We start from the raw sequence: 26,163 nt of genomic DNA, 5'->3' as shown, positions 1-26,163 counted from the left end.
GTCCGGCCGCTCCACTGTCACCTCGAATTACCCCGTTCCCTCGCGTGTTTCATCGGATAGTTGGGTTCCCAGGCCCGGGTGCTGCGCCACGACTCCGTGGAGCGGCTGGTGCGCCGGGCCGAATCCGAATCTATCGACCGCCGCGACGACGACTCCGAGCCGCCCCGGCCCCGACCCGAGGGTAGCGCGCGCCGCTGCGGGGCGGACTTCACCTTGGCCTTCGCCTTCGCCTTCGCCTTGGTGCGGGCCCGGGAGGCCTGCGCCCGCGCAGGCGAGTACAGCTCGGGTTTCGGCAGGCGCAGCAGCCGGCTGAAGCGGCCGTCCTGGCCCGCGTGCAGGGCCGCCACCGCCTCGGGCTCGTGCCGGGCGGCATTGGCGATGATGCCGAACATGAGCAGCGTGATGGCCAGCGAGGAACCCCCCGCCGACACCAGCGGCAGCTGCAGGCCGGTCACCGGCAGCAAACCGACGACATAGCCGACATTGATCAGGGCCTGACAGGTGATCCAGGTGGTGGCCGAGGCGGTGAGCAGCCGGATGAACGGATCCACCGAGCGGGTCGCGATCCGCAACCCGGCGTAGACGAACAGTGCGAAAAGCCCCAGCACCAGCGCACATCCGAGGAACCCGAGCTCCTCGCCGATGATGGCGAAGATGAAGTCGTTGTGCGCGTTGGGCAGATAGCTCCACTTGGCCCGGGACTGGCCCAGGCCGCGCCCCCAGATGCCACCGTCGGCCAGCGAGTACATGGCCTGCCTGGCCTGGTAGCCGATGCCCTGCGGGTCGTCGCCCGGGCTGAAGAAGGCGCGCATGCGGTCGGACCGGTAGCCGGCCGAGAGCGCGAGGATCGCCGCCGCCACACCGCCCGAGACCGCGATGGTCACGAACATGCGCAGCGGCAGCCCGCCGAACCACAGCAGCGAGGTCAGTACGATGCCGAGCGCGATGGTGGTGGACAGGTTGGGTTCCAGCACGACCAGGAAGCACACCAGCAGGCCCGCGGGCACCAGCGGCATGAGAATGTCCTTGTACCCAGCCTTTTCGGTCTGCCGGGAGGCCAGCAGGTGCGAACCCCACACCACCAGCGTGACTTTCACGATCTCCGAGGGCTGCACCGACACCACGCCGAGGTCGAACCACCGCCGCGAACCCTGCACCTCGCTGCCGATGCCGGGGATGAGCACCAGCACCAGCAGCACTACCGACAGCGCGAAGACCGGGAACGACAGCCGGCGCATCACCCGCATCGGAATCCGCAACGCGATATAGAACAGCACCGCGCCGAAGGCGGCCAGCACCGCCTGCTGGATGAACAGCTTGTAGGCCGAACCGCCGTCGGCATAGGACTCCACGCTGGAGGCCGAGAGCACCATGACCAGGCCGAGCACGGTGAGCAGCACCGCGATCGCCACCACGAGATGGAACGACGCCAGCGGGCGGGCCAGCCAGGCCCCGAACCATCCGATTCTCGGTCGCTGGGTCTGGTTCCCGGCCCGCCGCGGCGTCGCCGTCGTCATTCGGTTCTCCCGATGTCCTTCTCGTCCAGGGCCTGCACGGCGGCGGCGAAGCTGCGGCCGCGGTGCGTGTAGTCGGCGAACATGTCCAGGGACGCCGCGGCCGGGGCCAGCAGCACGGTATCGCCGCGATGGGCGAAGCCGGCCGCCACGCGCACCGCGCGCGCCATCACCGCTTCGGGCTCGATCTCGGTGAAGGGGTCACCCATCCGAGCATCGTCCCCCGAATTCAGCTCCACGACCGGCACATCGGGCGCGTGTCGCGCGAGCGCGGCCGCGATCGCCGCCGCGTCCTGGCCGAACAGCACGGCCGCGACGAGATGTTCGCGGCATTCCTCGATGAGGTCCTCGACGCCAGCGCCCTTGAGCTGACCGCCGGCCACCCAGACCACGCTGGGGTGCGCCAGGATCGAGGAGCGCGCGGCGTGCGGGTTGGTGGCCTTGGAGTCGTCGACGAATTCCACGCCGGACAGCTCCCGCACGAAGGCCGCCCGGTGCGGGCCGACCTTGTGCTCCTGCAGGCCCTCCTTCACGAACTGCGGTGCCACGTCGATGGATCGGGTCAGCGCGGCGGCGGCCAGGGCGTCGGCCACACCGGCCGGGCCCTGCGGGCTGATGTCACCGACCTCGGCCAGGATGGCGGCCTTGGTGAAGGCGCGGTCGAGCAGCTTGCCGTCCACCACGCCCAGCTCGCCGTCGGCGGGGACGCCGATGCGGAAGCCGACGGTGCGGCGCGCCTTGGACTTTCGCGCCAGCGCCGCGGCGACGGCGTCGTCCAGGCCGACCACGCCGACCCGTCCGGTCAGCGCGCGCGCCTTGGCGGCGGCGTATGCGTCCAGGCCACCGTGCCAATCCAGGTGATCCTCGGCCACGTTCAGCACCACGCCGGCCTCCGGGCGCACCGACGGCGCCCAGTGCAGCTGGAAGGAGGACAGTTCCACCGCCAGGATCTGCGGGCCCGGGGTGCGGCGCAGCGCGTCCAGGATGGGCAGGCCGATATTGCCGCAGGCCACCGAGGGAATCCCGGCGGCGCGCAGGATGGAGTGCGTCATCTGGGTGGTGGTGGTCTTGCCATTGGTGCCGGTCACCACCAGCCACTTGCGGACCGGGCCGTAGATGCGGGCCTGATCGACCCACCAGGCGAACTCGACATCGCCCCACACCGGAATGCCCTCGGTGACGGCCGAGACCAGCACCGGAGAGTCCGGCCGCCAGCCCGGGCTGGTGATCACCAGCGCGAAGCGTTGCAGCGCATCGGGTTTGAGCAGGTCGGCACTGGTGGCGGTGCCGAGGCCCAGTTCGGCGGCCTCGGCGAGCGCCTTCTCGCCGCCGTCGGTGACCACCGGCCGCGCGCCGATGTCCTGCAGCGGCTCGATCAGCGAGCGTCCGGAGACGCCCCAACCGGCCACCAGCACATCACGGCCACGTAGGAATTCGAGCATGGGCCCCGGCGATCGCAGGACCCTCGGAGAATGTTCGGACATTGCTCACTCACCCTGCCGCAGAGAGGTATTCGCTGTAGAACAGGCCCAGTCCGATCGCCGAGGCCATACCGGCCAGCAACCAGAACCGGATGATGACCGAGGTCTCGGCCCACCCGCTCAGCTCGAAGTGGTGATGGAACGGTGCCATCTTGAACAGGCGATTGCGCGTGGCGCGGAAGACCGCCACCTGCAGCACCACCGACGCGGCCTCGGCCACGAACAGCGCGCCGATGACGACCATGAGCAGCTCGGTGCGGGTGGTGATGGACAGGCCCGCGAGCAGACCGCCCAGCATCAGCGAGCCGGTGTCGCCCATGAAGATCTTGGCGGGCGCGGCATTCCACCATAGGAAGCCGATACAGGCCGCGCCGCCCGCGGCGCAGACCAGGGCCAGATCGAGCGGATCTCGAACCTGGTAGCACCCCGCGACCGCGTGCGCGGAGCAGGAGTTACGCCACTGCCAGAACGTGATGATCATGTACGCGCCCAGCACCAGGCTCATCGAGCCAGCGGCCAGGCCGTCCAGGCCGTCGGTCAGGTTCACCGCGTTGGACCAGGCCACCACCAGCAGGCAGACGAACGCCAGGAAGACCACCACGCTCATCGACAGCGTATTGATGTCGCGCGTGTAGGACAGGCGCTTGTCGCCGGGGGTCAGACCGTGAATGTTCTTGAACTGCAGGGCCAGGACGCCGAAGACGACGGCCGCGGTGAGCTGGCCGATGTACTTGCCGGCCGCGGTCAGGCCCAGGTTGCGCTGCTTGCGCAGCTTGATCAGGTCATCGGTGAAGCCGACGAAGCCCAGGGCGGTGGCCAGGCCCATGACCAGCAGGCCCGAGGCCGAGGGGCCCGGTTCGCCGTAGGTCATGGAGATCAGGTGCGAGCCGAGGTAGCCGGCCCACATGCCGATCATGATGGCGACGCCGCCCATGGTGGGGGTGCCGCGCTTGGCCTTGTGGCTCTCCGGGCCGTCGACCCGGATCTCCTGTCCGAAGCCCTGTTTGGCGAAGTAACGGATCACCACGGGGGTCAGCAGGATGGAGACGGTCAGCGCGATGGCCGCCGACAAGAGGATCTGGGTCATCGCGCGGCCTCCTGCTCCGCACCGATCAGATGGTCGGCGACCGTCCACAGGCCAGCGGAGTTCGAACCCTTCACCAGCACCACCGCACCCGGCTCCAATTCCTCGTCGAGCAGGGCGATGGCCGCGTCGATGTCCGGCACGTGGATGGCCTCCTCACCCCAGGAGCCCTCCTGCACCGCGCCCTGGAACAGGGCGCGCACGGGGCGGCCCTGGCCGACCACAACCAGGCGATCCACATCCAGGCGCACCACCAGGCGGCCGATCTTGTCGTGCTCGAGGACGGATTCCTCGCCCAGTTCTGCCATTTCACCGAGGATCGCCCAGCTGGGGCGCGGCTCGGTCCCGGCCTTGGACATGGTGACCAGCGCCTTGAGCGCGGCACGCACCGAATCCGGGTTGGCGTTGTAGGAGTCGTTGACGACGGTGACGCCGTCGGCGCGAGTCCGCACGTCCATGCGGTGCGCCGAGACGGCGGTCGCGCCGGACAGCGCCCGCGCGACGGTCGCGAGGTCCGCGCCCTGGTCCAGGGCGACGGCGGCCGCGGACAGCGCATTGCCGACCTGGTGCTCACCGTGCACGGCCAGCTGGACCTCGATCGACTCGCCGTTGGCGTGCAAGGTGAATCGGGCGCGGGCCTGGTCGTCGAGAACCACGTCGGAGGCGCGGACATCGGCGTTGGCGGCCTGGCCGACGGTCACCACGCGAGCGGCGGTCCGATCGGCCATCTTCGTGACCAGGTGGTCGTCGGCGTTCAGCACCGCCAGCCCGGAGGCCGGCAGGGCCTCGACGAGCTCGCCCTTGGTCTGCGCGATCACCTCGCGGCTGCCGAACTCGCCCAGGTGTGCGGTGCCGACATTGAGCACGGCACCCACACCCGGCGGGGCGATCTCGGTGAGCGCCTTGATGTGCCCGGGTCCGCGGGCGGACAGCTCGAGCACCAGGAAGCGGGTCCCGGCGCCGGCGCGCAGCGCAGTCCACGGGTGGCCCAGCTCGTTGTTGAACGAACCGGGCGGGGCCACAACGGGTCCCAGCGGCGCCAGCACCGCCGCCAGCAGATCCTTGGTGGAGGTCTTGCCGGCGGAGCCGGTCACACCGATCACCGTCAGGTTCCCGGTCTCGACCAGGCGGTCCACGCTGGCGCGGGCCAGCGCGCCGAGCGCGTACAGCACCGCCGCGCCGGAGCCGTCGGTGTCGTGGGCCAGCGCGATGGCCCGCGTGTTCCCGGGTCGGGGCGTCACCACGATGGCGGGCACCCCGACGGGCCGGGCGGCCAGCACCGCGACCGCGCCCTGCGCGACGGCCTGCGCCGCGAAGTCGTGGCCGTCGGCGCGCTCACCGGGCAGCGCCAGGAACAGGTCACCGGAACCGATACGGCGCGAATCGAATTCGGCCGAGCCGGTGACCTTCGCCTCGGGATCGGGGGCGTCGTGCAGCGTGCCGCCGACGACCTCCGCGATCTCCCGCAAAGTCATCTCGATCATGAAAGCGTCAGGTCCCTCGTCTTTTCCGACAGGGCGGCCGCGAGTACCTCGCGGTCGTCGAACGGATGCTTCACGCCTGAAATCTCCTGCCCTGTCTCATGTCCCTTGCCCGCGACCAGCACCACGTCGCCGGGCTGCGCCCAGTCGACGGCGGTCTTGATCGCGGCCGCCCGGTCCCCAACCTCCCGGACCTCACCGCGTTCCGCGACCGGTACCTGTTCGGCACCGGCGAGCACCGCGGCGCGGATGGCGGCCGGGTCCTCGCCGCGCGGATTGTCGTCGGTAATGATGGCCAGGTCGCTGCCGCGCGCCGCCGCCGCACCCATCAGGGGCCGCTTGCCGGCATCGCGATCACCGCCCGCGCCCACCACTACGGCCAGACGGCCCTCCCCAAGCCCGGGGAGGCGCTGGCGGTCGGCCAACCACGTGCGCAGGGTCGCCACGACCGATTCGATCGCGGCGGGCTTGTGCGCGTAATCGACCACGGCCAGAAACTCCTGACCCCTATCCACCCGCTGCATGCGGCCCGGCACATCGACCGTGCCGAACGCCGCAGCGGCAGTCTCCGCCTCGACCCCGGCCGCCGCGCACACGGCGGCCGCCAGGATTCCATTGGCGATGTTGTACGCGCCCGGAAGCCGCAGCCGCACATCCACATTGACACCCGGCCCCGAAGCGGTGAACTCCTGGGTGCCGCCGGGCCCGGCGGTGGCCGCGCCGGCGGTCCAGTCCGCGGGCACGCCCGGCCGGGTCGCCACGGTGCGCAGGCGGCCCGTGGTATCACCGGATCCGGCTGCGAGACAGTCGGATACGTCGTCCGCCAGGCGTCGGCCCCACTGGTCGTCAACGCAGATCACGGCCGCGCGCGCGGCCACCGACGGGCGCGCCGCGGCGGCCGAGGCCGGGCCGTCCGGAATGAACAGGCGGCGCTTGGCGGCGAAATAGTCCTCGAAATCGGCATGGAAGTCGAGGTGGTCCTGGGACAGGTTGGTGAACGCGCCGACCGCGAAGCTCACCCCGTCCACCCGGCCCAGCGCCAGGGCATGACTGGAGACCTCCATGACCACCGCGTCCACACCCCGCTCGACCATGAGCGCGAACATGGCGTGCAGCTGCGGAGCCTCGGGCGTGGTGAGCGCCGAGGGCACCCGGACGCCGCCGATGCGGGTCTCGATGGTGCCGATCAGGGCGGTGCGCAGCCCGGCCGCGGCGAGCCCGGCCTCCACCAGATACGACGTGGTCGTCTTGCCGGACGTACCGGTGATACCGACAATGCGGAGTTTGCGAGACGGATCACCGTAAAGGGCCGAAGACAACTCGCCGAGCACCGCGCGAGGCGCGTCGTGCACGAGCACCGGGACGGCGATCTCGCCGATCAGTTCCGCGCCCGCCGGATCGGTGAACACCGCGACCGCGCCGCGCTCGACCGCGTCGTGGGCGAAGCGTGCGCCGTGCGCGTGGGCTCCGGCCAGACCGGCGAACAGATCACCCGGCAGCACCGCGTTCGAGCGCTGCTCGATGCCGGTGACCTGGACGTCCTCGAGTGCTGCCGCGAATTCCGCGGGCCGCGCGCCCGTCAGCTCCGCCACCGTGCGCAGGGCGGTGGTCGGCGGCGCGGCGGGCCGAAGCACATGCGGTGCCCGATCTCCGCTCGGCGGCTCTGCTCGATCTCCGCTGCGCGGAACCGACTGCGCGGGCACGAAGCTCCTCTCCAGGGGCGGTCATATGCATGAATCGGTCCGGATGACCGGATCGACGTGTCAGGTTACCTGTGTTCGATCGCCGCGCGATCGGCACGGCGGAGTTCGGTCACCCGCCGGCGCACACACCGGCGGCGGTGGGTGTCACAACCATCCGCTCCCTGCTCTAACTCGCCTGCAGAATCAGCTGTTTGGCAGGCGGCGACGGCGGGATGCGGTCGCGCTGCAACAGCCATGAGGCGATGCTGTGGAACAGGGGCGCGGCCGAGCCGCCGCCGCTGCCGTCGGAGCTGCGCACCGGCGCATCCAGCATCATGCCGATCACATAGCGGGGATTGTCGGCGGGGGCCATGCCCGCGAAGGTGATCCAGTAGCGGTCGCTGGAATAGCAGCGGCACTTCGGATCGATCTGCTGAGCCGTGCCGGTCTTGCCCGCGATCTGATAGCCCTCGATGGCGGCCGGGCTGCCGGTGCCGCTCTGGATACCACGCGGATCCTTCTGCACGATGGCCTGGAACATCTGGCGCAGCGTCTGCGCGGTCTGCGGGGTGACCACCTTGACGCCCTCCGGCGGCTCCTCCTCGGTGCGGGTGCCGTCCGGGGCGATCTTGGCCTTCACGATGCGCGGCGGAACCCGCACGCCGCCATTGGCAATGGCCTGGTACATGCTGGTCATCTGCAGGGTCGTCATCGAAAGACCCTGGCCGATGGGCAGGTTGGCGAAGGTGGAGCCTGACCACTGGTCCCGGGCGGGCACCACGCCTGCGCTCTCACCCGGCAGGCCGACGCCGGTGCGCTGGCCCAGGCCGAACTTCTTGAGCATGTCGAAATAGCGGTCCTCGCCGACGCGCTGCGCCAGCATGAGGGTGCCCACGTTCGAGGACTTACCGAAGATCCCGGTGGTCGTGTAGGGGGTAACGCCGTGATCCCAGGCATCGTGCACGGTGACACCGCCCATGAAGATGCTGCCCGGAACCTGATGCACCTCATCGGGAGTGGTGAGGCCGTACTCGATGGCCGCGGCCGCGGTGACGATCTTGTTCACCGAGCCCGGCTCGTACACCTCCTGCACCGACGGATTGCCCAGATCGGTGGTGGACCAATACTGCGGTCCCATGGCGGGATTGAAGGTGTTGTCATTGGCCATGGCCAGCACCTGGCCGGTGTGCACGTCCAGCACCACCGCCGAGGCCGCGCCCGCGCCCGAGAGGTCCTTGGCCTGCTGCACCTGCTGCTGCACGTAGTACTGCAGATCCGAATCCAGGGTGAGCTCGAGGCCGTAGCCGTTCACCGCGGGCTGGCGGTCACGCCACGAACCCGGGATCACCGCGCCGTCGGAGCCGCGGTCGTAGGTCTCCGAGCCGTCGGAGCCGGCCAGCAGCGCGTCCATCGAGGACTCCAGGCCGATCTGGCCGTGCCCGTCCCAGCCGGTCGCGCCGATCACATTGGCGGCCAGGGACCCACCGGGGTACTCGCGCATATCCTGCCGATCCATCCCGACCTCGGGGAACTGCAGAGTGATGTCCGAGGCGACCCGGGGGTCCACGTTCCGCGCGAGGTACACGAACGGCTCGTCGCTCTTCAGCTTGGCCAGGATGTCCTTCTCGGGCGCGTCATTGCCCAGCTTCTCGTGAATGTATTTGGCGATGGCCGCCAGCCGATCATCCGGATCCGGTGCGGTCTTGGGCGTCTTGTCGTGCGCGTCCGCCAAATCCTTGCGCACCCGCACCGGCTGGAAGTGGAGCTCCTTCGCCGCGATGGTGAATGCCAGCGACTTCCCGTACCGATCCGTGATCGGCCCCCGGTTGGCCGGATCGGCCACCTTCACGGTGCGCTGGCTGGCCGCCTCCGCGGACAGCTTCGGCGCGGAAATACTCTGCACCCACAGCAATTGGATGGCCGCCACCGCGAGCGCCACCAGCATGACCAACCGGCCCACCCCGAACCGGAATCGCGTGCTCGAGTCCAGTCCCGGAGCGGGCCGCGGCCTGGACCGACGTCCCGGCCCCGAACCGGCACGGCCGGAACCCGACCGACTCCGGCCGGCGGCGGCGACCCGCCCTCGACCGGAATCGGACCGGCCCCGGCCGGAATCGCGCCCGCGCCCCGCGCGGGTAGGGCTCATCGACCAACCCCGTTCGCCGGCGCCGCGGTGCGGCTCATCGGGGCGCTCCGTTCGCCTGCACCTGCGGGTTCTGCGGAGTCGTGACCGGCGCCGCCGGAACGGGATTCGCGGCGGTGGTGGTCGGCGGGGCGGGCGGCGTGGTCACCGGGATCACTCGCTCGCCCTGGGCCTGCTGCAGCTTCGGCGGCTGCGCGGCGGCCGACGGCGTCGTGTTGAGCGGCGGCGCGGGCGCTCCCTGAGCGGGCTGCGGATTGCCGACCACCGTGACCTGACCGTCCGGGCCGATCACCAGCCGGGCCGGATCCTTGGCCGGGATCATGCCCAGTTCGGCTGCGCGCTTGGCCAATTCGGGGGCCGAATCGGCCGAGGCCACCTCACGTTGCAGCGCGTCCCGCTCGTCGGACAGCTTCTGGTTGGCGCGGCGCTGATCGCCGAGCTGATAGCTGTCCTCGGTGGCCCGGGTGGTGAGCAGCAGCGTCAACGCCAGGCCGCAGCCCAGCAGCGCGATGATGGTGGCCACGAAGGACATACGGCCGCGTGGCATCGGATCGCTGCGCCGGCCCCGGCGCATACCCGGCAGGTCGGTCCCGCCCTCCCGATTGCGCCGGCGCGCGTAGGCCCGTTGCGCCGCACCCGATTTCACCCGTTCGGCGGCCTGCACCCGGCGGGCCCCCCGGCCCGTCGCCTGCGTCCTGATCGTCATAGCGCGGCTCCGACCCCGCGGATGCCCGCCCGGTGCGCCGTTCTACCCCGGAACCTCACGATTACTCCTCCCCTACGATCCGTTCGGCCGCCCGCATGCGCACCGGAGCGGCCCGCGGGTTGTCCTCGATCTCCTGCTCGGTGGCCTTCTCCGCGCCGCGGGTCAGAATCCTGAATTCCGGTCCCATACCGGGCAATTCGACCGGCAGGTCCAGGGGCGTGCGCGATACCGACCGCTTGGCCAGCGCCGCCTTCACCACCCGGTCCTCCAAGGACTGGTAACTCATGACCACGATGCGGCCGCCCGGGGCCAGCGCGTCCAGCGCGGCGGGCAGCGCGGCCTCCAGGGACTCCAGCTCGCGGTTGACCTCCACCCGCAATGCCTGGAAGGTGCGCTTGGCCGGATGCCCGCCCGTGCGCCGGGCCGCGGCCGGGATGGCGTCGTAGAGCAGCTCCACGAGCTGCGCGCTGGTGGTGAACGGGGTGCGCTGGCGGCGCCGCACGATCTCGGCGGCGATCTTGCCCGCGAACCGTTCCTCGCCGTAGGTCTTCAGCACGCGGGCCAGCTCGCCATGGCTGTAGGTATTGAGCACATCGGCGGCCGTGGGGCCGGTGCTGGAGTCCATCCGCATGTCCAGGGGCGCGTCGATGGAGTAGGCGAACCCGCGATCGGCCTCGTCCAGCTGCATGGAGGACACACCCAGGTCCATCAGAATCGCGCTGACCGAGCCCTTGTCGGGCAACCCGGCCTGCTCGAGCGCGGGCGCGATGCCGTCATACCTGGTGTGCACCAGGGTGATCCGATCCCGGAACGGTGCTAGTCGCTCGCCCGCCAGCTTCAGCGCCGCGGTGTCGCGATCCAGCCCGACCAGGCGGATATTCGGATACGTCTGCAGGAAGTACTCGGCATGACCGCCGAGCCCCAGCGTGCAGTCCAGGTAGACCGCGCCCTCGGAATGCAATGCGGGACCGAGGATTTCGTCGGCGCGATGGAGGAGAACCGGAACATGGCGGGGGCCATCACTGCCTCGGTGCACCTCGACCTCCCGGAATTTCCTGCCTCACGTTCATTCGCACGGCCATATATGGTCGCTAGCGAAAAGGACCTTCGAATTGGGCGAATGCCCCGTGGTCTCTGACCGAAGCACCGTACCTGGCGTTGGGGAAGTACGTCAGGGTCGGTGTCGGGCAGAGGCCGCAGGGCACTCGCCTCGCTGCGGGCTAGAAGATCCCGCCCAGCGACTCGTCTCTGGCCTGCGAGTAATCCTCCTCGTGCTCGGCGAGGTAGGAATCCCACGCCGTCTTGTCCCAAATTTCGAGGAAGTCGACCGAACCGATCACCACGCAATCCTTGGACAGATTGGCGTAGCGGCGATGTTCGGCCGACAGCATGATCCGGCCCTGTGCATCCGGACGCTGCTCATCACTGGAAGCCGCCAAGGCCCGGACGAATGCGCGGGCCTGCGGATTGGACCGGGATGCCGCCGCGGCTCTCCGCGCCAGGGCGGTGAACTCGTTCTTGGGATACACGGCAAGGCTGTGGTCCTGTCCCTTCGTGACCATCAACCCTCCCGCCAGCTCGTCCCGGAACTTCGCAGGCAACGTCAGTCGCCCTTTGTCGTCCAACCGAGGGGTATAGGTCCCGAGAAACAAGCCTCGACACCTCCTGCCGGATCACCCTCTCGACTGTTCGGCCTCCTGTAGTGCGGGCTCCACATTACCCCACTTTCCCCCACTTTCAATCGAAAGCGTCGGTGATCTCGGTCCCCGCTTGGCGAACTTCGCAGGTCACACCAGCTATCACCGAGGTGGGGAAGATTTCCTGCAGTTCCCCCGACACGCGCGACGCGCGCCGGGGAGCGTCCGACAACCGCTAGCAAACCCGCAGATAGCGTGCATTTCCGACATTCGTGGGGCGCGGTGGGGACCCCCTGTGGGGAGGTATGGGGAATCCTGGACCGCTCCCGACACGCCGAATCGGCACCAATGAGAAACGCCGTGACGCCACACCCCAAATCGGTGTGGCGTCACGGCGTGTCGCTGAATCTTCAGTTAGTCGATCATGGTCCGCTGCCGTGCGACGCCGAAAACCCTCGGCGGCACGGCAGCCCGGTCAACTGTCCTGTTCGAACCTCTTGCGGAACCGGTCCTCCATCCGCGCGGAGAACCCGCCCTGCTTGCGAGGCTTCCCGTGGCCGGCGCCGGGAGCGCCGCCCGCGCTGGGATGCGCATCGGCGCCGCGACTGCTCGGCGCGCCCATCCGAGGGCCACCGATCAGCAACAGCACACCCGCGCTGAACATGATGATGAATCCGACCAGACTGATGATCGGGAAGCCGCCCGGCTTGAACGGCGCGGCAATACCGGCCACCAATAGGAACAGACCGAGGACGAACAGGGCGGCCGCCTGAAGTCTGCGTCGACCAGTGGCAGAACGTAACCGTCCACCCCGAACAGTCGAGGCGAACTTCGGATCCTCAGCATAGAGCGCGCTCTCGATCTGTTCGAGCATGCGCTGCTCGTGCTCGGAGAGTGGCACGGTACCTCCCCCGGCACTAGGTGGTGGCTGTCGTCTCCGGGTAGACGACGGATAGCCGACCTTGGCGGCTGTCTGCCACCAATAATACGAGTTCGATCAGACCGCGACCACCTACTCGCCGATACTCACGCCAGCATTCCGGTTACCCACCCTGAACTGGGCCGCAGCCGGGCCGCGGCGGCCAGCAGGTCCGCCACGTCGTGCAGGAATGCGTTTACCCGCGAAGCGAACTCGTCCGCGCGGTGATCATCGATGGGCCGCGGCAAACCGGCCTCCAGGGCAGCCCGGGTCTCGGACTGACCGGTGAAATAGTCGGCCCACATCACGAATTCCGGTGCCGCGCGCTGCATCAGGACCCAGGCGTTGCGAGAACGCGCACGGGGCGCGCGGTCTGCTCCCGTGAGTGCCAGCACGGCGCCCGCGCCGCGGAGGGCGGCGAGGTAGGCCGTGCGGAAGCGTTCCGCCGGATCGGTTTCCCCCTGGGCTTCCAGCAATAGACCGTCCGCTTTGCGCAGTAGATCGCCGGCGCGGCCGGGATGGCCCGGTCGTTCAGTTTTCCCGCTCATTTCGGGTACCTCCCCACTCGCACACCTGCATTCGCTTCCCAGAAGGACATCCGGTCCCGATCAGGCATTTCGCCCGCTGGAAAGATCGAACAGATATTCGAAGGTTTCTCGTGGGTTTGAATATAGAGAGACCCACCGACAAGTTGACGCTCCCCAGTGGCGCTACTGTCGACCACATCCGTCCGCGCCAACGAGAGTTGCGTCCAGCCGATGACCGCAGTCACCCCCAAACCGACGCCCGCGCCCGTGGTGGTCGACCTGTCGGCCGCTACCCTGCGGCACCGGCTGCACGACGCCCTCTCGGTCTATGTGGCGGCGATGGATTACCCGCGCGGCACCGAACACCAGCGCGCGCCCATGTGGACCGAGCACACCACCCGGCCCGGCTGGCAAGCGGTGGCGGCGGTGCTGCCCGACGACGACGGACGGCTCGACCTGCGCACCGCGCCCATCGTGGCCATCGCCTACGGGTATCACGGTGCGGCGCACCAGTGGTGGCATCAGCAGGTGTACAGCGGCATGCGGCGCACCGGATGGCCCGAACACGCCGCGCGGGAACTGCTTTCGGACTACTTCGAACTCACCGAGCTGCACGTGCACCCGGCGGCGCAGGGCCGCGGGCTCGGCGAGATCCTGCTCACCCGGCTGTTGCAGAACCGGCCCGAGCCGACCGTGCTGCTGTCCACGCCGGAGGTGGATAGGGAATCCAACCGGGCCTGGCGGCTGTATCGGCGGCAGGGGTTCGGAGATGTGGTGCGGCACTTCATCTTCTCCGGCGACACCAGGCGGTTCGCGGTGCTCGGCCGGCGGCTGCCCCTGTGAGCCGCGGCGACCTCGGCGCCCGCCGCGTCGTCATCGTCGGTTCCGGGCACAATGCGCTGGTCGCGGCCTGCTATCTGGCGCGGGCCGGGCATCGGGTCGAGGTGCTCGAGCGCGACACCGTACTGGGCGGGGCGGTGTCGACGGTGGAGCGGTTCCCGGGTCACCTGGTCGATCGGGGCTCGTCGGCGCACATCATGATCCGGCACACCGGGATCATCGAGGAGCTGGAGCTGGCCCGGTTCGGGCTGCGGTACATCGACTGCGACCCATGGGCTTTCGCGCCCGCGCCCCCCGGGAGCGGGCTGCCGCCGATCGTGTTCCATCGCGATGTGGACCGGACCTGCGCGTCCATCACGGCAGCGTGCGGGGAACGGGATGCCGAGGCGTATCGGCGGTTCGTGACCGTGTGGGGACCGCGCAGCGCCCGGGTGATGCGGGCGTTCTCGGCGACGCCGACGGGCGGGAACCTGCTGAAGGCGTTCTGGGGCATGGACCCTCGCGAGGCGGCCGGGGCGACCGGCCGCAGCAGTGCCGGGGCCCTGTCGCGGGAGATGATGCAGACCGGAGACGCGCTGCTGGACAGCCTCTTCGACAGTGAACGGCTCAAGGCCGCGCTGGCCTGGTTCGGCGCGCAGTCCGGGCCGCCCATGTCCGAACCCGGGTCCGCGCCCATGGTGGGATTCGCGGCGCTCATGCACACGCTGCCGCCGGGCCGCGCGGTCGGCGGCAGCGGGGCGCTCACCACGGCGCTGGTGGCGCGGCTGGAATCGGACGGCGGCATCGTGAGCGCCGGGGACGCGGTCACCGCGATCGTCCGGGCCGGAGACCGCTGGGAGGTGCGCACCACGGAAGAGCGAAACGTGGAGGCGGACACCGTGATCGCGGGCACCCACATCCTCACCACGCTGAACCTGTTGGAGCAGGGCGGATTCGACGCCCGGGTGCTCGCCGGCTGGCGGCGGCGCATTCGGGTGGGACCGGGCATCGGCATGGTGGTGCGGGCCGCGCTCAGCGATCTGCCCCGGTATCCAGGCGCGGAGACCGCCGAATCCGCTCACGGCCTGCAGCTTCTCGTCACCGATCGCCGCGAGCTGCGTCGCGCGCACGGCGCCGCGCTGGCCGGGGATCTGCCGCCGCGACCGGTCGTGCTGGCCATGAGTTTCAGCGCCCTGGATCCGAGCATCGCGCCCGCGGGTGAGCATCAGGTCACGCTGTGGTCGCAGTGGTATCCCTATGACCTGGCCGACGGCACCGCCTGGTCCGCGCACGCCGACCGCGAGGCCGACCGCATCATCGCCGAAGTCGACGCGCACGCACCGGGATTCGCCGGGACGGTGACGCAGCGCTTCGTCCAGACGCCCGCCGACCTGGAACGCGAGATGGGGCTGCTGGGCGGCAATGTCATGCACGTCGAGATGTCCATCGACCAGATGTTCATGTGGCGGCCGCTGCCCGAACTCTCGGGGCAGCGGGTTCCGGGGGCGCCGGGGCTGTACCTCACGGGCGCGTCCACGCATCCCGGCGGCGGCGTCTCCGGTGCGAGCGGACGCAGTGCGGCCCGCCTGGTCGAACACGACCTGCGACCCCGCCGCCTCTTCTCGCTGCGTCGATGACCTCCCCGGACCTACCCGAGCGCACCAACCCCACCGCGGCCGCGCCGAAATCGCCGTGGTCGGCGCAGGCGCCATCGTCTCGGCGCCCCGGACGTCCGACACCGATCGGCGCGGGGCGAGCGGAGACCGGATTCCCCAGCCGGGCCGCGGCGATCGCGGCGACGCCGGCTGTGGTGCTGGTCCTGGTGCAGATCACGTATCCGCTGGCGCACGGGGCAGGGCGGGATCGGGTGACCGTGGTGGTCGTATTGCTGTCGGCGGCGACGGCTCTGGTGCATGCCGGGGTGACGCGCGGGGTGCGGTGGGCTGCTGGTTTGCCGGCGATCGTGTCCGGGATCGGGTTCGGTGCGGAGGTGCTGGGGATCGCGACCGGGTTCCCGTTCGGTAGCTACGACTATGCGAGCGGTCGGCTGGGTCCCGAGCTGCTCGGGGTGCCGCTGATCGTGCCGCTGGCCTGGACCGGTGGGCTGTATCCCGTATGGGTGGTGGCCGGGATGCTGGGTCATGGTGCGGCCGGGCGGATTTCGCTGACGGCGCTCGGGGCCGTCGGGTGGGATCTGTTCCTGGATCCGCAGCTGGTCGCGGATGGGCAGTGGACGTGGCGCTCGACGGTAGCTGGATTGCCGGGGCTGGGCCAGATTCCGGTCACCAACTATGCCGGCTGGTTCACGGTGGCGGCGGTGATGGCGGGGTTGCTGGAGTGGTGGGATCGGACCGCTCCGGATATCGGCGCGGCGCGCATGGTTCCGGTGGCGGTATTCATGTGGACCTGGCTGGGCTCGACGCTGGCGCACGCGGTGTTCCTGGGGCTGCCGGTGTCGGCCGGCTACGGGTTCTGCGGGCTCGGTCTGCTGGGGATTCCGCTGGTTCGGACGCTGAGCGCCCGTCGAATCACCCTGTGGCCCGGGGCGCATGGCACGATGTGACCCGTGCAGCCGAGTCCGAACATGTCGACAGCAGAGGAAACGCCCGAATCCATGACACCGTCGGATCCCAATGCGTCGGGAGCGCGGCGACCGCGCCGGTGGGTGCGGATGCTGGCCGTGGTCCTGTTCGCGGGGCTCGGCGTCATGCTGACCGGATGCCTGCGGGTGCAGGTGTCCATGGGTGTGTCCTCCAATGACCGGGTGTCGGGCCACATCGTCGCGGCGGCCGTGCCCCAGAACGACAAGGACAAGGGGCCGCAGCTCAAGGCGCCCGACGGGTTGCAGGGCAAGGTGCGGGTGGATTCCTACACGCAGGACGGATACGTCGGCAGCCAGGTGTATTTCGACGATCTCTCCTTCGGTGAGGTGCAGCAGCTGGGCAGCATGTCCGACCAGACCTCCGGCATGTTCAACCTGGTCTTCAGCCGCACCGGCGACCTGGTCACCCTGACCGGCCGGGTGGACCTGAAGAGCCTGCCGCCCCAAGGTTCCGACGTGCAGCTGACCGTGGCCTTCCCGGCCCGCGTCGCCACCACCAACGGCACCCGCGCGGGCGACTCCGTGGTGTCCTGGAAGCTCCCCGCCGGGGATGTCAGCACCCTGCATGCGGAAGTCGGCTACGCGGACCCGAATACGCGCTCCTTCGCCGGCTGGGCGGGCATCGTCGGGGGAATCACCCTCGCGGTCGCGGCCGTGGTCGCCGTCCTCGCCTACATGACCCGCAACCCCGATCCGCCGGCCTACGTCCGCGCGGCCCGCTGGCTGCGCCCCGATCGCACCAAGACTCGATGACCCTCGCCGCCAGGGCGGTGACGGCCGGTAGCGCCGTCGCCGCCCTCGGCGCCGCAACCGCCCTGGCGAACCTCCTCGGCACCCGCCGCCTCCGGCCCGCCGGCCCACCCGTCACCGAACCGGTGACCGTCTGCGTCCCCGCCCGCAACGAGGCCGCCCGCCTTCCCGCCCTCATCGCCGATCTGCGCGCCCAGCAGGGCATTCCACGGCTCCGGGTGCTGATCCTCGACGACGGCTCCACCGACGGCACCACCGCCGCAGCCCGCACCGTCATCGTCGACGACGACCGATTCTTGCTCTCCCGCAACGATATCGACCCCGCCCCCGGCTGGACCGGCAAGACCGCCGCCTGCGCCCATCTGGCCGATCTCGCCCTCGAGTCGCCCGCACCCGGACCCCCCACCGGCACGCTGATCTTCCTCGACGCCGATATCCGGCTCGCGCCCGCCGCGCTGGCGGCAGCCGTGCGCGAATTGCGTTCGGCCCGGGCCGACCTGGTGTGCCCGTGGCCCCGGCAGCGCGCCGAATCGCCCGTGGAGCGCCTGGTCCAGCCACTCCTGTGCTGGTCCTGGGCCTCGACCTTGCCCATCACCCTGGCCAACCGGACCCTGCGCCCCGCGATGGCCGTAGCCTGCGGCCAGTTCCTGGTCTTCGACGCCGCGGCCTACGCCGCCCTCGGCGGTCACGCGGCCGTGGCCGACAGCGTGACCGAAGACCTGGCCATCGCCCGCCGTCTGCGCCGCGGCGGACACCACACCACCCTGGTCACGGCCGGCCCCCTCGCCGAAACCCGGATGTACCGCAACACGACCGAGCTCACCGAGGGATACACCCGCTGGCTGTGGTCCGCCTACGGCGGCCCGGCCGGCAGCCTCGCGGTCGGTTCGGTTGCGGCCCTGGCGTTCTGGGCCCCGCCGCTGGCGGCGGTATGCGGGCGCGGACGACTGCGCCGGATGGGACTGCTGGGTTACGGCGCAGCGGTCACCGCCCGGCTGCTGGCCCGCTCGACCGAGAGCGGCGGCACCCCGGGCGGCGCGGATGTCGTTGCCGCGCTGGCACATCCGCTGTCGGTCGCGGCCTACCTGACGCTGTCGGCCCGCTCCCACCGCGGGTACCGGGCGGGCGGGCTGCGATGGAAGGACCGCCCACTCGGCACCCGCTGACCGTGCCCGGTCAGGGGACGGGCGTCATGCCGATGGCGGGGAGGAAGAAGCAGGTGGAGGTGCCGTTGCGGACAGTGCCGAAGACGGCGGCGAGGACGGCGCCGGAACCGGTGGTGACGGGGACCGCGCGGACGCCGCCGACGGGGAGGGCGGCGGTGAAGTAGTCGCGAACGGCCTGTTCGACCGTGGGGCGGAGTTCGGCGGGGACCTGGGACGGGATCATGACGTCGAGGACCTGATTCAGGGGGCCCATGGGGACGAGGCCGCCACGGCCGGTGGACATGTTGAACCAGGCCACCTGCATGCCGGAGGTGTCGACGCCGTCGGGGCTGATGCCGTAGGGGACGAAGGCGAACATGGTCTGGCCCGCCTTGACGGCCGAAAGATCCAGGCCGGGAATGGAAACCCCGTACTTGGGCCACGGGCCGGGGATGGCGCCCGCCACGGCGGGGGCGATGCCGAGGGTGGTGCCGCCGAGGCAGAAGGGGGCGGCGGTCGGGTAGAGGAAGGGCTGGATGCCCAAGGCCTTCAAGCCGTCGACGGCGTGATCGTAGGCGGAGAGCCAGTCGGACGGGCCGGCGGTATCGAATCGAGTCGATGGATCGGACCCGGCGATGTCGCCCACGGCGGTGATGGCGGCCAGGGCGGCGGCCGCCTCCTGGGTCACGGCCGCGGCGGGCGAATCGGCGGGGGCTGCGGCGGCCGGGCCGGCCAGGATTGCCGGACCGGCGGCCGTCAGGGCGGCGCAGGCGCCGACAGCGCCTGCGACACGAACGAGGTGATGGAACACGGACATAGTGGCTCCCCTCGAGGTCGCGGGTCGAGGGCGACGCTACTCCGCTGACCAGCGCATACCGGGGATTTGATCCGGCATGCCGGGTGGTGGATCAGGCGTGCGCCGGGGTCGCCGACATGGTGTAGCCCAGGTTCGCCAGCACTTCGCTGGTGGTCTTGGCGAAATTCAGCGTGATGAAATGCAGGCAGGGCGCACCCTCGGCGATGAGGCGCTGGGCCATCTCCGTGGCGATCTCGATGCCGACCTCACGGACCGCGGCGCGATCCTCCTCCGGCCCGTCGCCCGCGGCCTTCCGCAGCCGCTCCATCACCGTGGCCGGCAGCGGACGGCCCGACAGCTCCTCCGCGCGCTGCACGGTGCGCAGCGAGGTGACCGGCATGAGCTCGGGGATGATCGGTTTGGCGCCCTCGACCGGATCGCAGGCAATGGCCCGATCCCGCAGGCGCAGATAGTGCTCCACGTCGAAGAACATCTGGGTGATCGAATACTCCGCGCCCGCACGCAGTTTCGACACCAGGAAGTGGGTGTCCTGGTCGAGGTCGGTGGAGCGCGGGTGGCCCTGCGGGAACGAGGCCACACCCACGTGGAAGTCGCCCAGGTCGCGGACGATACGCACGAGTTCGTCGGCGTACTCGACGCCCTCGGGGTGCTTGACCCACTCCCCCAGCACGTCGCCGGGCGGATCGCCGCGCAGCACCAGCAGATTCCGGATGCCGGCGTCGGCGTACGCGCCGACGATCGACCGCAGCTCGGCGACCGAGTGATCCACCGCGGTCAGGTGCGCGACCGTGAGCAGCGTGGTCTCGCGCGCCAGCTGGCCGGTGACCCGGATGGTGCGGTCACGGGTGGAGCCGCCCGCGCCGTAGGTCATGGACACGAAGGCCGGGTGCAGCCGCTCGAACTCGCGCGCGGCCCGCCACAGGCGCGCCTCACCGGCGGCGTCGCGTGGCGGATTGAACTCGACCGAGAACGGGATCGACCCGTCCGGGCGCGGGCCCAGCTGCTGAACGATGGAGCGAGTTCCGGACACCCGAGGCGTGCGGGAAACTCGGCCTGGGGTCGAATATCCCCGTACGTTGTCGAAACTCACGCGGACATTTTACGGGCCCGGACCGGGCGCCGGACCCCGACCTGCGCTTATCCCAGCAGGTGAGACCGATTCGGACCCGACCGATTCCCGTCAGCGACACGGTGGTCGGTAGAGTCGGACACAACCCCGCTGGCTGCGCACGCGCCGCGCCGCGGCACTCACCAAGGAGGCTCCCCTGTCCGCCGGACCCGGTACCCCGACCCGCCACCCGGTCGGCGCGGGAACACTCGTCGCCGCCGTGGAGGACCGTCTCACCGCCTTCTTCCGCACCCGGGAGCCGATCGTCGCGCCGCTCGGCCCGGTGTTCGTGGACGCGGCGGCGGCCCTGGAGGACTTCGTCATTCGCGGCGGCAAGCGGACCCGGCCCTCCTTCGCGTGGACCGGCTGGCTGGGCGCGGGCCGCAGCGCCGACGACCCGGACGCCGACGCCGTACTCACCGCGTGCTCCGCACTGGAGCTGGTGCAGGCGTGCGCGCTCATCCACGACGACATCATCGACTCCTCCCGCACCCGGCGCGGCTTCCCGACCGTGCACGTCGATTACGAACAGCGGCACCGGGATCAGCACTGGGCGGGTGACAGCGACCACTACGGCGTGAGCGTCGCCATCCTCATCGGCGATCTGGCCCTGGCCTGGGCCGACGACATGACCCGCGACGCCGGCCTGCCCGCCGACGCCGCCGCGCGTTTCGCCCCGGTGTGGGCGGCCATGCGCACTGAGGTGCTGGGCGGGCAGCTGCTCGACATCCACGGCGAGTCCGCCGGCGACGAGACCGTCGAGGCGGCGCTGCGGATCAACCGGTACAAGACCGCGGCATACACCATCGAGCGCCCGCTGCACATGGGCGCGGCGCTGGCCGGGGCCTCCGCCGAGTTGGTCGCCGCCTACCGCGAATTCGGCACCGATATCGGCATCGCCTTCCAGCTGCGCGACGACCTGCTCGGCGTCTTCGGCGATCCGGCCGTCACCGGCAAACCCTCCGGCGACGACCTGCGCGAGGGCAAGCGCACCGTCCTCATCGCCGAGGCCCTGCAGCGCGCCGACGCCACCGCCCCGGCCGCCGCGGACCTCATCCGCTCCAGCCTGGGCACCGATGTCACCCCCGAGCGGGTCGCCGAATTGCGCACGGTCCTCACCGAACTCGGCGCGGTCGACGCCGTCGAGAAGCGGATCGCCTCGCTCACCGACCAGGCGCTCACCGCCCTGGACGCCAGCACCGCCACCCCGGACGCCAAACAGCAGCTGCGCGCCATGGCCCTGGCCGCCACCGCGCGTGCCTACTGACCGGCCGGGCGCGAGGTGCGGGGCATGAGAACTGTTGCGGGACCGGCCGATCGGGTCGTGGTGATCGGTGCGGGACTGTCCGGGCTGTCGGCCGCGCTGCACCTGGTGGCCGCAGGGCGTCAGGTGACCATCCTGGAACGCGATGATCGCCCGGGCGGGCGAGTCGGCGCGTATCGCGGACCCGACTACGAGATCGACTCCGGGGCAACGATTCTCACCCTGCCCGAGCTCATCGACGAGACGCTGGCGGTGGTCGGGCACACGCGCGAGTCGGTCGGCCTGCGGATCCTCGACCTCGCCCCGGCGTATCGGGCACGGTTCGCGGACGGCTCCGAGATGGGCGTCTACGCCGACGAGGAGCAGATGGCGGCCGAGGTCGCGCAGGTGCGCGGGCCGGGCACGGCGCGCCGCTACCGGCGGCTGCGCGGCTGGCTGAAAGACGTGTACGAGGCCGAGTTCCGGCAGTTCATGGACACCAACTTCGATTCCCCGCTGGACATGGTGCGGATTCCGGAGAAGCGGGTGGCACTGGCGAAACTGGTGCGGCTCGGCGCGTTCGGGCGGCTCGGGCCCAAGATCCGGCGGATCGTGCGGGACCCGGAGGTGGCCCGGCTGTTCAGTTTCCAGGCCCTGTTCGCGGGGATGGCGCCGAACCGGGCACTCGGGGTGTACGGCGCGATCCCCTACATGGACACCTGCCTGGGCGTCACCTACCCCGAGGGCGGGATGCGGGCCATTGCCGAGGCGCTCGGCCGCGCGTTCACCGCCGCGGGCGGCACCCTCGAACTGAACGCCGAGGTGATCGGCATCGACTACACGGGCCGGCGGGCCACCGCCGTGCGCACCGCGGACGGACGCGTCTTCGACTGCGACGCCGTCGTGGTGACCGCCGACCTCGGATCGCTGCCGCGCTTCGGGCTGCGACACCGGATCGGGCTGCGGGCCTCGCCGTCTGCGGTGGTGGCGCACGGCACGATTCCCGCCGCCGTAGCCCAGAGTTGGCCCGTACAGGCACATCACACCATCGACTTCGGCCGGGAGTGGGACCGGACCTTCCACGAGATCGCCGCCCGGCGCGGCCGCGGGCGGCTGATGAGCGATCCCTCGCTGCTGCTCACCCGGCCCGCGCTCACCGATCCGACCCTCTACATCGAGCGTGCCGAACAGCACATCGACCGGGACGGGCACCTGCGCGACACCGTCCGCTACGAGCCGCTCTCACTGCTGGCCCCGTGCCCGAATCTCGAGGCCGCGCCACTGGCCTGGGAACAGCTCGGCCCCCACTATCTGCGCGAACTGCTCGCCACCCTGGAAGAGCGCGGCTATCAAGGCATTTCGCGATACTTCCGGATAGACCACCTCGACACCCCGCGCACCTGGCGGGACAAGGGCATGATCGCGGGCACCCCGTTCTCGGCCGCGCACCTGTTCCGGCAGACCGGACCCTTCCGCACCCGGAACCTGGTGCGGGGCCGCGCGAATGTGGTTCTCGCAGGCTCGGGCACCGTGCCCGGCGTCGGCGTGCCGACCGTGCTGTTGTCCGGGAAACTGGCGGCGGCGCGTCTGATGGGTGATCCACGACATGCCGGTATCGGATCCGCCGACTCCGGGGCTGTGGCCCCCGCGCCCACACACTAGACTGACCGCGTCCTGAACCAACGCGGCCGCCGCCGCCTACCTTTCCGGGGGGAACGACCGCCTATGCCGACCCCCCGTATCGACGCCGCCACTCCGGACGCCGCGAGCATCACGCGCCTGGCGCCGGCCACCCCGGGCGCCCCCGCCATCGACGGCACCGCCACGCAGCGCTGGCTGCGCCACGCGTCCGACTTCACCCGCAGCCCCGAGGGACACGCGGCCACACTCGGATTCTTCGGCGCCCTGCTGATCACCTTCGGCGGATTCGGTGCGGGCAGTGTGCGGCGCAGCGACCCGCTGCTGGAGGTCATGCACCTGTCGTGGCTGCGCTTCGGGCACGGGCTGGTGCTGTCGTCGGTGTTCGTGTGGCTCGGCGTCATCGCCATGATCACCGCGTGGGTCCGGCTGGGGCGCATCGTGATCGGCAAGCAGCCGGGCGCCACCGTGTCGCTCAACGAGCTGCGCGGGATCGTCGGCATCTGGATTTTCCCGCTGCTGTTCTCGGTCCCCCTGTTCAGCCGCGACGCCTACTCGTATCTGGCCCAGGGCGCGATGCTCCGCGACCACATCAACCCGTACGTGTTCGGTCCGTCGGAGTTGAAGGCGAATGCCGCTGCGGTACTGGACAATGTGAGCCCCGTCTGGCTCAACACCACCGCGCCGTACGGTCCGGTCTTCCTGCTGATCGGACGGGCCATCACCACGATCACCGGCGACAATGTGGTGGCGGGCACCATCGCGCTGCGGCTGGTGATGCTGCCGGGCCTGGTGCTGATGGTGTGGGCGATTCCGCATCTGACCAAGCACCTGGGCGGCAAGCCGACCATCGCGCTGTGGCTGGCGGTGCTGAACCCGCTGGTGCTGATCCACCTGATCGGCGGCGTGCACAACGAGATGCTGATGGTGGGCCTGATGGCCGCGGGCATCGCGCTGGTGCTCGAGCATCATCATGTGGCGGGCATCGTGGTGGTCGCGATCGGGGTGGCGGTGAAGGCGACCGCCGGTGTGGCGCTGCCGTTCCTGGTGTGGATCTGGATGATTCACGAACGCGAGCGACGCGCGGCGCAAGACGAGGGCGATCTGCCGCATCCGATCCGGACCTTCGCCAAGATCACCGCGCTGGGCGTGGCCATCTTCGCGGCCGTGTTCGTGCTGGCCACCTGGGCCACCGGCCTGCGGGACCACCAGATCGGCTGGCTCACCGCGCTGTCCGGGTCCAAGAAGATCATCAACTGGCTGTCGCTGCCGACCATCATGGCGCACGTGGTCACCTGGGTGACCCCGCTGCCGTTGGAGTCGGTACTGCCGTGGACCCGCACCCTGTGCGCGGTCGTGATGGTGGCCGGCCTGGTGTGGGCCTGGTGGCGGTTCAAGAACAGTGAGCGGGAGGCCGTGCTCGGCATTCTCGTCGCGTTCGTGGCCATCGTGATCCTCTCGCCCGCGGCACTGCCCTGGTACTACTCGTGGCCGCTGGCGCTGGCCGCCGGATTCGCGCTGTCCACCCGGACACTGCAGGTGCTGGTGGGGTTGTGCACCTGGCTCATGCTGGTGTTCCAGCCGGACGGTTCGCCCGTGACCAATTCCGTGCACGGCACGCTGGCCATCCTCGCGGCCGTGGTGGCGGCGCTGTCGCTGTGCACGGTGGATCCGCTGAAACTACGAGCCGCCCGCCCGCAGACCGATCAGCTCGGCGCCGCGCCCGCGCCCAGCACGGCGTGAACCAGCCCGCCGTGCCCGACCAGCCCGTGCTGCCGGATCAGTCGGAACGACTCGACCGCGCCTACCGCGACTGCCGCCGGATCGCCGCCGCCCACGGCCGCACCTACTTCCTGGCCACCCGGCTGCTGGAACCGGAGCGAAGACCGGCCGTGCACGCGCTGTACGCCTTCGCCCGGATGGTCGACGACCTCGTCGACGCGAGCGACGCGCCCAGTCGCGCAGCGGAATCCGCGGCGCGGCTGGATCGGATCGAACATGAGCTGCGGGCCCGCCTGGTGGACGCGCCCATCGACCCGGACGAAGCCCCCGAGGACCCGGCACTGCTCGCGGTATCCGACACCATCCGCCGGTATTCGATTGCCGCCGAGCACTTCTGGGTGTTCCTGGACGCCATGCGCATGGACATCCCCGGCGGGCCCCAGTATCGCGACCGCTACCCCACCATGGCCGACCTGCGCGACTACATGCGCGGCTCGGCGGCCGCCATCGGACTGCAACTGCTGCCGGTGCTCGGCACGGTCGTCCCGGCGGCCGATGCCGAACCCGCGGCGGCGGCGCTGGGAGAGGCCTTCCAGCTCACCAACTTCCTGCGCGATATCGGCGAGGACCTCGATCGCGGGCGGGTGTATCTGCCCGCCGACGAATTGGCGGCCTTCGGCGTGGACGCCGAACTGCTGTACCACTGCCGGAAATCCGGCCGCACGGACCCACGGGTGCGACGCGCGCTCGCCCACCTGATCGCCATCAACCGCGGCGTCTACCGCCGCGCCACCCCCGGCATCGAACTGCTCAGCCCCCGCGTGCGCCCGGCCATCCGCACCGCGGCCACGCTCTACGGCAGCATCCTCGACGAGATCGAACGCACCGACTACGCCGTCTTCACCCGCCGCGCAGTGGTTCCGCAGCACCGCCGCTTACGCGTCGCGGCACGGGAACACTTATCCGCCTCTCCGCGCCTTCTGCCGGTCTTTGGGGAGCCCCTCCGATAAGCGACCGGACCGGCGGTCGTGCACCGGGTCGGCTCTTGGACGTCCCCGACGAGTTACCCATACGGCACCAAATCAGTTGGCGCCTCGGGCATCAGGCCGTGCGCGGTGCCCCAGCACCGCGCACGGGGTGGCCTG

22 protein-coding genes are annotated in these 26,163 nt (G+C 70.4%); 9 read left to right on the top strand and 13 right to left on the bottom strand.

The genetic code is table 11. The features are described 5' to 3' along the window. Positions 1–17: 17 nt before the first annotated feature. From ftsW to ABZ909_RS28815, 11 genes are all read right to left on the bottom strand, one after another. A complete protein-coding gene (gene ftsW, locus ABZ909_RS28865; RefSeq protein WP_357005462.1) occupies positions 18–1,517 on the bottom strand; it encodes a putative lipid II flippase FtsW in 1,500 nt (499 codons plus the stop codon). Further along, complete coding sequence (murD, locus tag ABZ909_RS28860) at positions 1,514–2,956, bottom strand: UDP-N-acetylmuramoyl-L-alanine--D-glutamate ligase (protein WP_357005569.1); 1,443 nt, start codon at positions 2,954–2,956, stop codon at positions 1,514–1,516. Before murD ends, ftsW begins: the two co-directional genes overlap by 4 nt. Before the next feature lie 49 nt (positions 2,957–3,005). After that, the gene (gene mraY / locus ABZ909_RS28855; RefSeq protein ID WP_354843024.1) at positions 3,006–4,082 is read right to left on the bottom strand and encodes a phospho-N-acetylmuramoyl-pentapeptide-transferase; all 1,077 of its coding nucleotides are present in this window, start codon (positions 4,080–4,082) and stop codon (positions 3,006–3,008) included. Continuing rightward, positions 4,079–5,563 carry a UDP-N-acetylmuramoyl-tripeptide--D-alanyl-D-alanine ligase gene (gene murF / locus ABZ909_RS28850; RefSeq protein WP_357005460.1) on the bottom strand — a complete coding sequence of 495 codons (1,485 nt, stop codon included), beginning with the start codon at positions 5,561–5,563 and terminating at the stop codon, positions 4,079–4,081. The genes mraY and murF overlap by 4 nt, the downstream gene beginning before the upstream one ends. Beyond that, the gene (locus ABZ909_RS28845) at positions 5,560–7,194 is read right to left on the bottom strand and encodes a UDP-N-acetylmuramoyl-L-alanyl-D-glutamate--2,6-diaminopimelate ligase (RefSeq protein WP_357005566.1); all 1,635 of its coding nucleotides are present in this window, start codon (positions 7,192–7,194) and stop codon (positions 5,560–5,562) included. Before ABZ909_RS28845 ends, murF begins: the two co-directional genes overlap by 4 nt. Before the next feature lie 235 nt (positions 7,195–7,429). After that, entirely contained in the window at positions 7,430–9,187 is a 1,758-nt protein-coding gene (locus ABZ909_RS28840; protein ID WP_357005562.1) for a penicillin-binding protein 2, read from the bottom strand. Positions 9,188–9,422: 235 nt separating this feature from the next. Continuing rightward, entirely contained in the window at positions 9,423–9,959 is a 537-nt protein-coding gene (locus ABZ909_RS28835) for a hypothetical protein (RefSeq protein WP_357005559.1), read from the bottom strand. Between the two features lie 193 nt (positions 9,960–10,152). Continuing rightward, positions 10,153–11,127, bottom strand: coding sequence for a 16S rRNA (cytosine(1402)-N(4))-methyltransferase RsmH (gene rsmH, locus ABZ909_RS28830; protein WP_357005458.1), 975 nt, complete (start codon positions 11,125–11,127; stop codon positions 10,153–10,155). 184 nt (positions 11,128–11,311) lie between these two features. After that, positions 11,312–11,743, bottom strand: a complete 432-nt coding sequence (gene mraZ / locus ABZ909_RS28825; protein ID WP_357005456.1) for a division/cell wall cluster transcriptional repressor MraZ — start codon at positions 11,741–11,743, stop codon at positions 11,312–11,314. A gap of 460 nt (positions 11,744–12,203) precedes the next feature. After that, positions 12,204–12,629 (bottom strand): DUF3040 domain-containing protein, encoded by a 426-nt coding sequence (locus ABZ909_RS28820; protein ID WP_357005453.1) that lies wholly within the window; start codon positions 12,627–12,629, stop codon positions 12,204–12,206. 125 nt (positions 12,630–12,754) lie between these two features. Further along, entirely contained in the window at positions 12,755–13,195 is a 441-nt protein-coding gene (locus ABZ909_RS28815; protein ID WP_357005450.1) for an SAV_6107 family HEPN domain-containing protein, read from the bottom strand. 210 nt (positions 13,196–13,405) lie between these two features. On the opposite strand from ABZ909_RS28815, the gene ABZ909_RS28810 reads away from it, so the two are divergent. From ABZ909_RS28810 to ABZ909_RS28790, 5 genes are all read left to right on the top strand, one after another. Beyond that, positions 13,406–14,017, top strand: coding sequence for an N-acetyltransferase (locus ABZ909_RS28810; RefSeq protein ID WP_357005447.1), 612 nt, complete (start codon positions 13,406–13,408; stop codon positions 14,015–14,017). Then, positions 14,014–15,630, top strand: a complete 1,617-nt coding sequence (locus ABZ909_RS28805) for an NAD(P)/FAD-dependent oxidoreductase (RefSeq protein WP_357005445.1) — start codon at positions 14,014–14,016, stop codon at positions 15,628–15,630. The genes ABZ909_RS28810 and ABZ909_RS28805 overlap by 4 nt, the downstream gene beginning before the upstream one ends. Continuing rightward, positions 15,627–16,556: a carotenoid biosynthesis protein gene (locus ABZ909_RS28800; protein WP_357005442.1), complete on the top strand. Its 930-nt coding sequence runs from the start codon at positions 15,627–15,629 to the stop codon at positions 16,554–16,556. Before ABZ909_RS28805 ends, ABZ909_RS28800 begins: the two co-directional genes overlap by 4 nt. A 108-nt stretch (positions 16,557–16,664) precedes the next feature. Then, on the top strand, positions 16,665–17,348 hold the full coding sequence (locus ABZ909_RS28795) for a DUF3153 domain-containing protein (protein ID WP_357005558.1): 684 nt from the start codon (positions 16,665–16,667) through the stop codon (positions 17,346–17,348). Next, a complete protein-coding gene (locus ABZ909_RS28790) occupies positions 17,345–18,511 on the top strand; it encodes a glycosyltransferase family 2 protein (RefSeq protein ID WP_357005439.1) in 1,167 nt (388 codons plus the stop codon). Before ABZ909_RS28795 ends, ABZ909_RS28790 begins: the two co-directional genes overlap by 4 nt. Before the next feature lie 10 nt (positions 18,512–18,521). On the opposite strand, the gene ABZ909_RS28785 is transcribed toward ABZ909_RS28790, so the two are convergent. Further along, positions 18,522–19,307 carry a hypothetical protein gene (locus ABZ909_RS28785; protein WP_357005436.1) on the bottom strand — a complete coding sequence of 262 codons (786 nt, stop codon included), beginning with the start codon at positions 19,305–19,307 and terminating at the stop codon, positions 18,522–18,524. Between the two features lie 91 nt (positions 19,308–19,398). Further along, positions 19,399–20,397 carry a methylenetetrahydrofolate reductase gene (locus ABZ909_RS28780; RefSeq protein WP_357005433.1) on the bottom strand — a complete coding sequence of 333 codons (999 nt, stop codon included), beginning with the start codon at positions 20,395–20,397 and terminating at the stop codon, positions 19,399–19,401. Between the two features lie 238 nt (positions 20,398–20,635). Here ABZ909_RS28780 and ABZ909_RS28775 point away from each other — a divergent pair, with 238 nt between their 5' ends. The 4 genes from ABZ909_RS28775 (at position 20,636) to ABZ909_RS28760 (ending at position 26,028) form a co-directional block, all read left to right on the top strand. Further along, positions 20,636–21,682: a polyprenyl synthetase family protein gene (locus ABZ909_RS28775; protein WP_357005430.1), complete on the top strand. Its 1,047-nt coding sequence runs from the start codon at positions 20,636–20,638 to the stop codon at positions 21,680–21,682. 24 nt (positions 21,683–21,706) lie between these two features. Continuing rightward, the gene (gene crtI, locus ABZ909_RS28770) at positions 21,707–23,320 is read left to right on the top strand and encodes a phytoene desaturase family protein (protein ID WP_357005427.1); all 1,614 of its coding nucleotides are present in this window, start codon (positions 21,707–21,709) and stop codon (positions 23,318–23,320) included. A 63-nt stretch (positions 23,321–23,383) separates the two neighbouring features. Next, positions 23,384–25,039: an alpha-(1->6)-mannopyranosyltransferase A gene (locus tag ABZ909_RS28765; RefSeq protein ID WP_357005424.1), complete on the top strand. Its 1,656-nt coding sequence runs from the start codon at positions 23,384–23,386 to the stop codon at positions 25,037–25,039. Positions 25,040–25,050: 11 nt separating this feature from the next. Beyond that, positions 25,051–26,028, top strand: coding sequence for a phytoene/squalene synthase family protein (locus ABZ909_RS28760; RefSeq protein WP_357005421.1), 978 nt, complete (start codon positions 25,051–25,053; stop codon positions 26,026–26,028). Positions 26,029–26,163 lie beyond the last annotated feature (135 nt).

Origin of the sequence: Nocardia sp. NPDC046763, from assembly GCF_040645495.1 — a bacterium.
Lineage (GTDB): Bacteria > Actinomycetota > Actinomycetes > Mycobacteriales > Mycobacteriaceae > Nocardia.
This window is presented reverse-complemented; position numbering and strand designations above follow the sequence as displayed.

Excerpts from the sequence above, each read along its gene's own strand:
- murF (WP_357005460.1), bottom strand. The coding sequence starts at position 5,563 with ATGATCGAGATGACTTTGCGGGAGATCGCGGAGGTCGTCGGCGGCACG.
- ABZ909_RS28795 (WP_357005558.1), top strand. The coding sequence starts at position 16,665 with ATGCTGGCCGTGGTCCTGTTCGCGGGGCTCGGCGTCATGCTGACCGGA.
- ABZ909_RS28810 (WP_357005447.1), top strand. The coding sequence starts at position 13,406 with ATGACCGCAGTCACCCCCAAACCGACGCCCGCGCCCGTGGTGGTCGAC.
- ABZ909_RS28790 (WP_357005439.1), top strand. The coding sequence starts at position 17,345 with ATGACCCTCGCCGCCAGGGCGGTGACGGCCGGTAGCGCCGTCGCCGCC.
- ABZ909_RS28840 (WP_357005562.1), bottom strand. The coding sequence starts at position 9,187 with ATGCTGGTGGCGCTCGCGGTGGCGGCCATCCAATTGCTGTGGGTGCAG.
- ABZ909_RS28800 (WP_357005442.1), top strand. The coding sequence starts at position 15,627 with ATGACCTCCCCGGACCTACCCGAGCGCACCAACCCCACCGCGGCCGCG.
- crtI (WP_357005427.1), top strand. The coding sequence starts at position 21,707 with ATGAGAACTGTTGCGGGACCGGCCGATCGGGTCGTGGTGATCGGTGCG.
- ABZ909_RS28785 (WP_357005436.1), bottom strand. The coding sequence starts at position 19,307 with ATGTCCGTGTTCCATCACCTCGTTCGTGTCGCAGGCGCTGTCGGCGCC.
- ABZ909_RS28835 (WP_357005559.1), bottom strand. The coding sequence starts at position 9,959 with ATGCGCCGGGGCCGGCGCAGCGATCCGATGCCACGCGGCCGTATGTCC.
- ftsW (WP_357005462.1), bottom strand. The coding sequence starts at position 1,517 with ATGACGACGGCGACGCCGCGGCGGGCCGGGAACCAGACCCAGCGACCG.
- mraY (WP_354843024.1), bottom strand. The coding sequence starts at position 4,082 with ATGACCCAGATCCTCTTGTCGGCGGCCATCGCGCTGACCGTCTCCATC.
- murD (WP_357005569.1), bottom strand. The coding sequence starts at position 2,956 with ATGCTCGAATTCCTACGTGGCCGTGATGTGCTGGTGGCCGGTTGGGGC.
- ABZ909_RS28815 (WP_357005450.1), bottom strand. The coding sequence starts at position 13,195 with ATGAGCGGGAAAACTGAACGACCGGGCCATCCCGGCCGCGCCGGCGAT.
- ABZ909_RS28765 (WP_357005424.1), top strand. The coding sequence starts at position 23,384 with ATGCCGACCCCCCGTATCGACGCCGCCACTCCGGACGCCGCGAGCATC.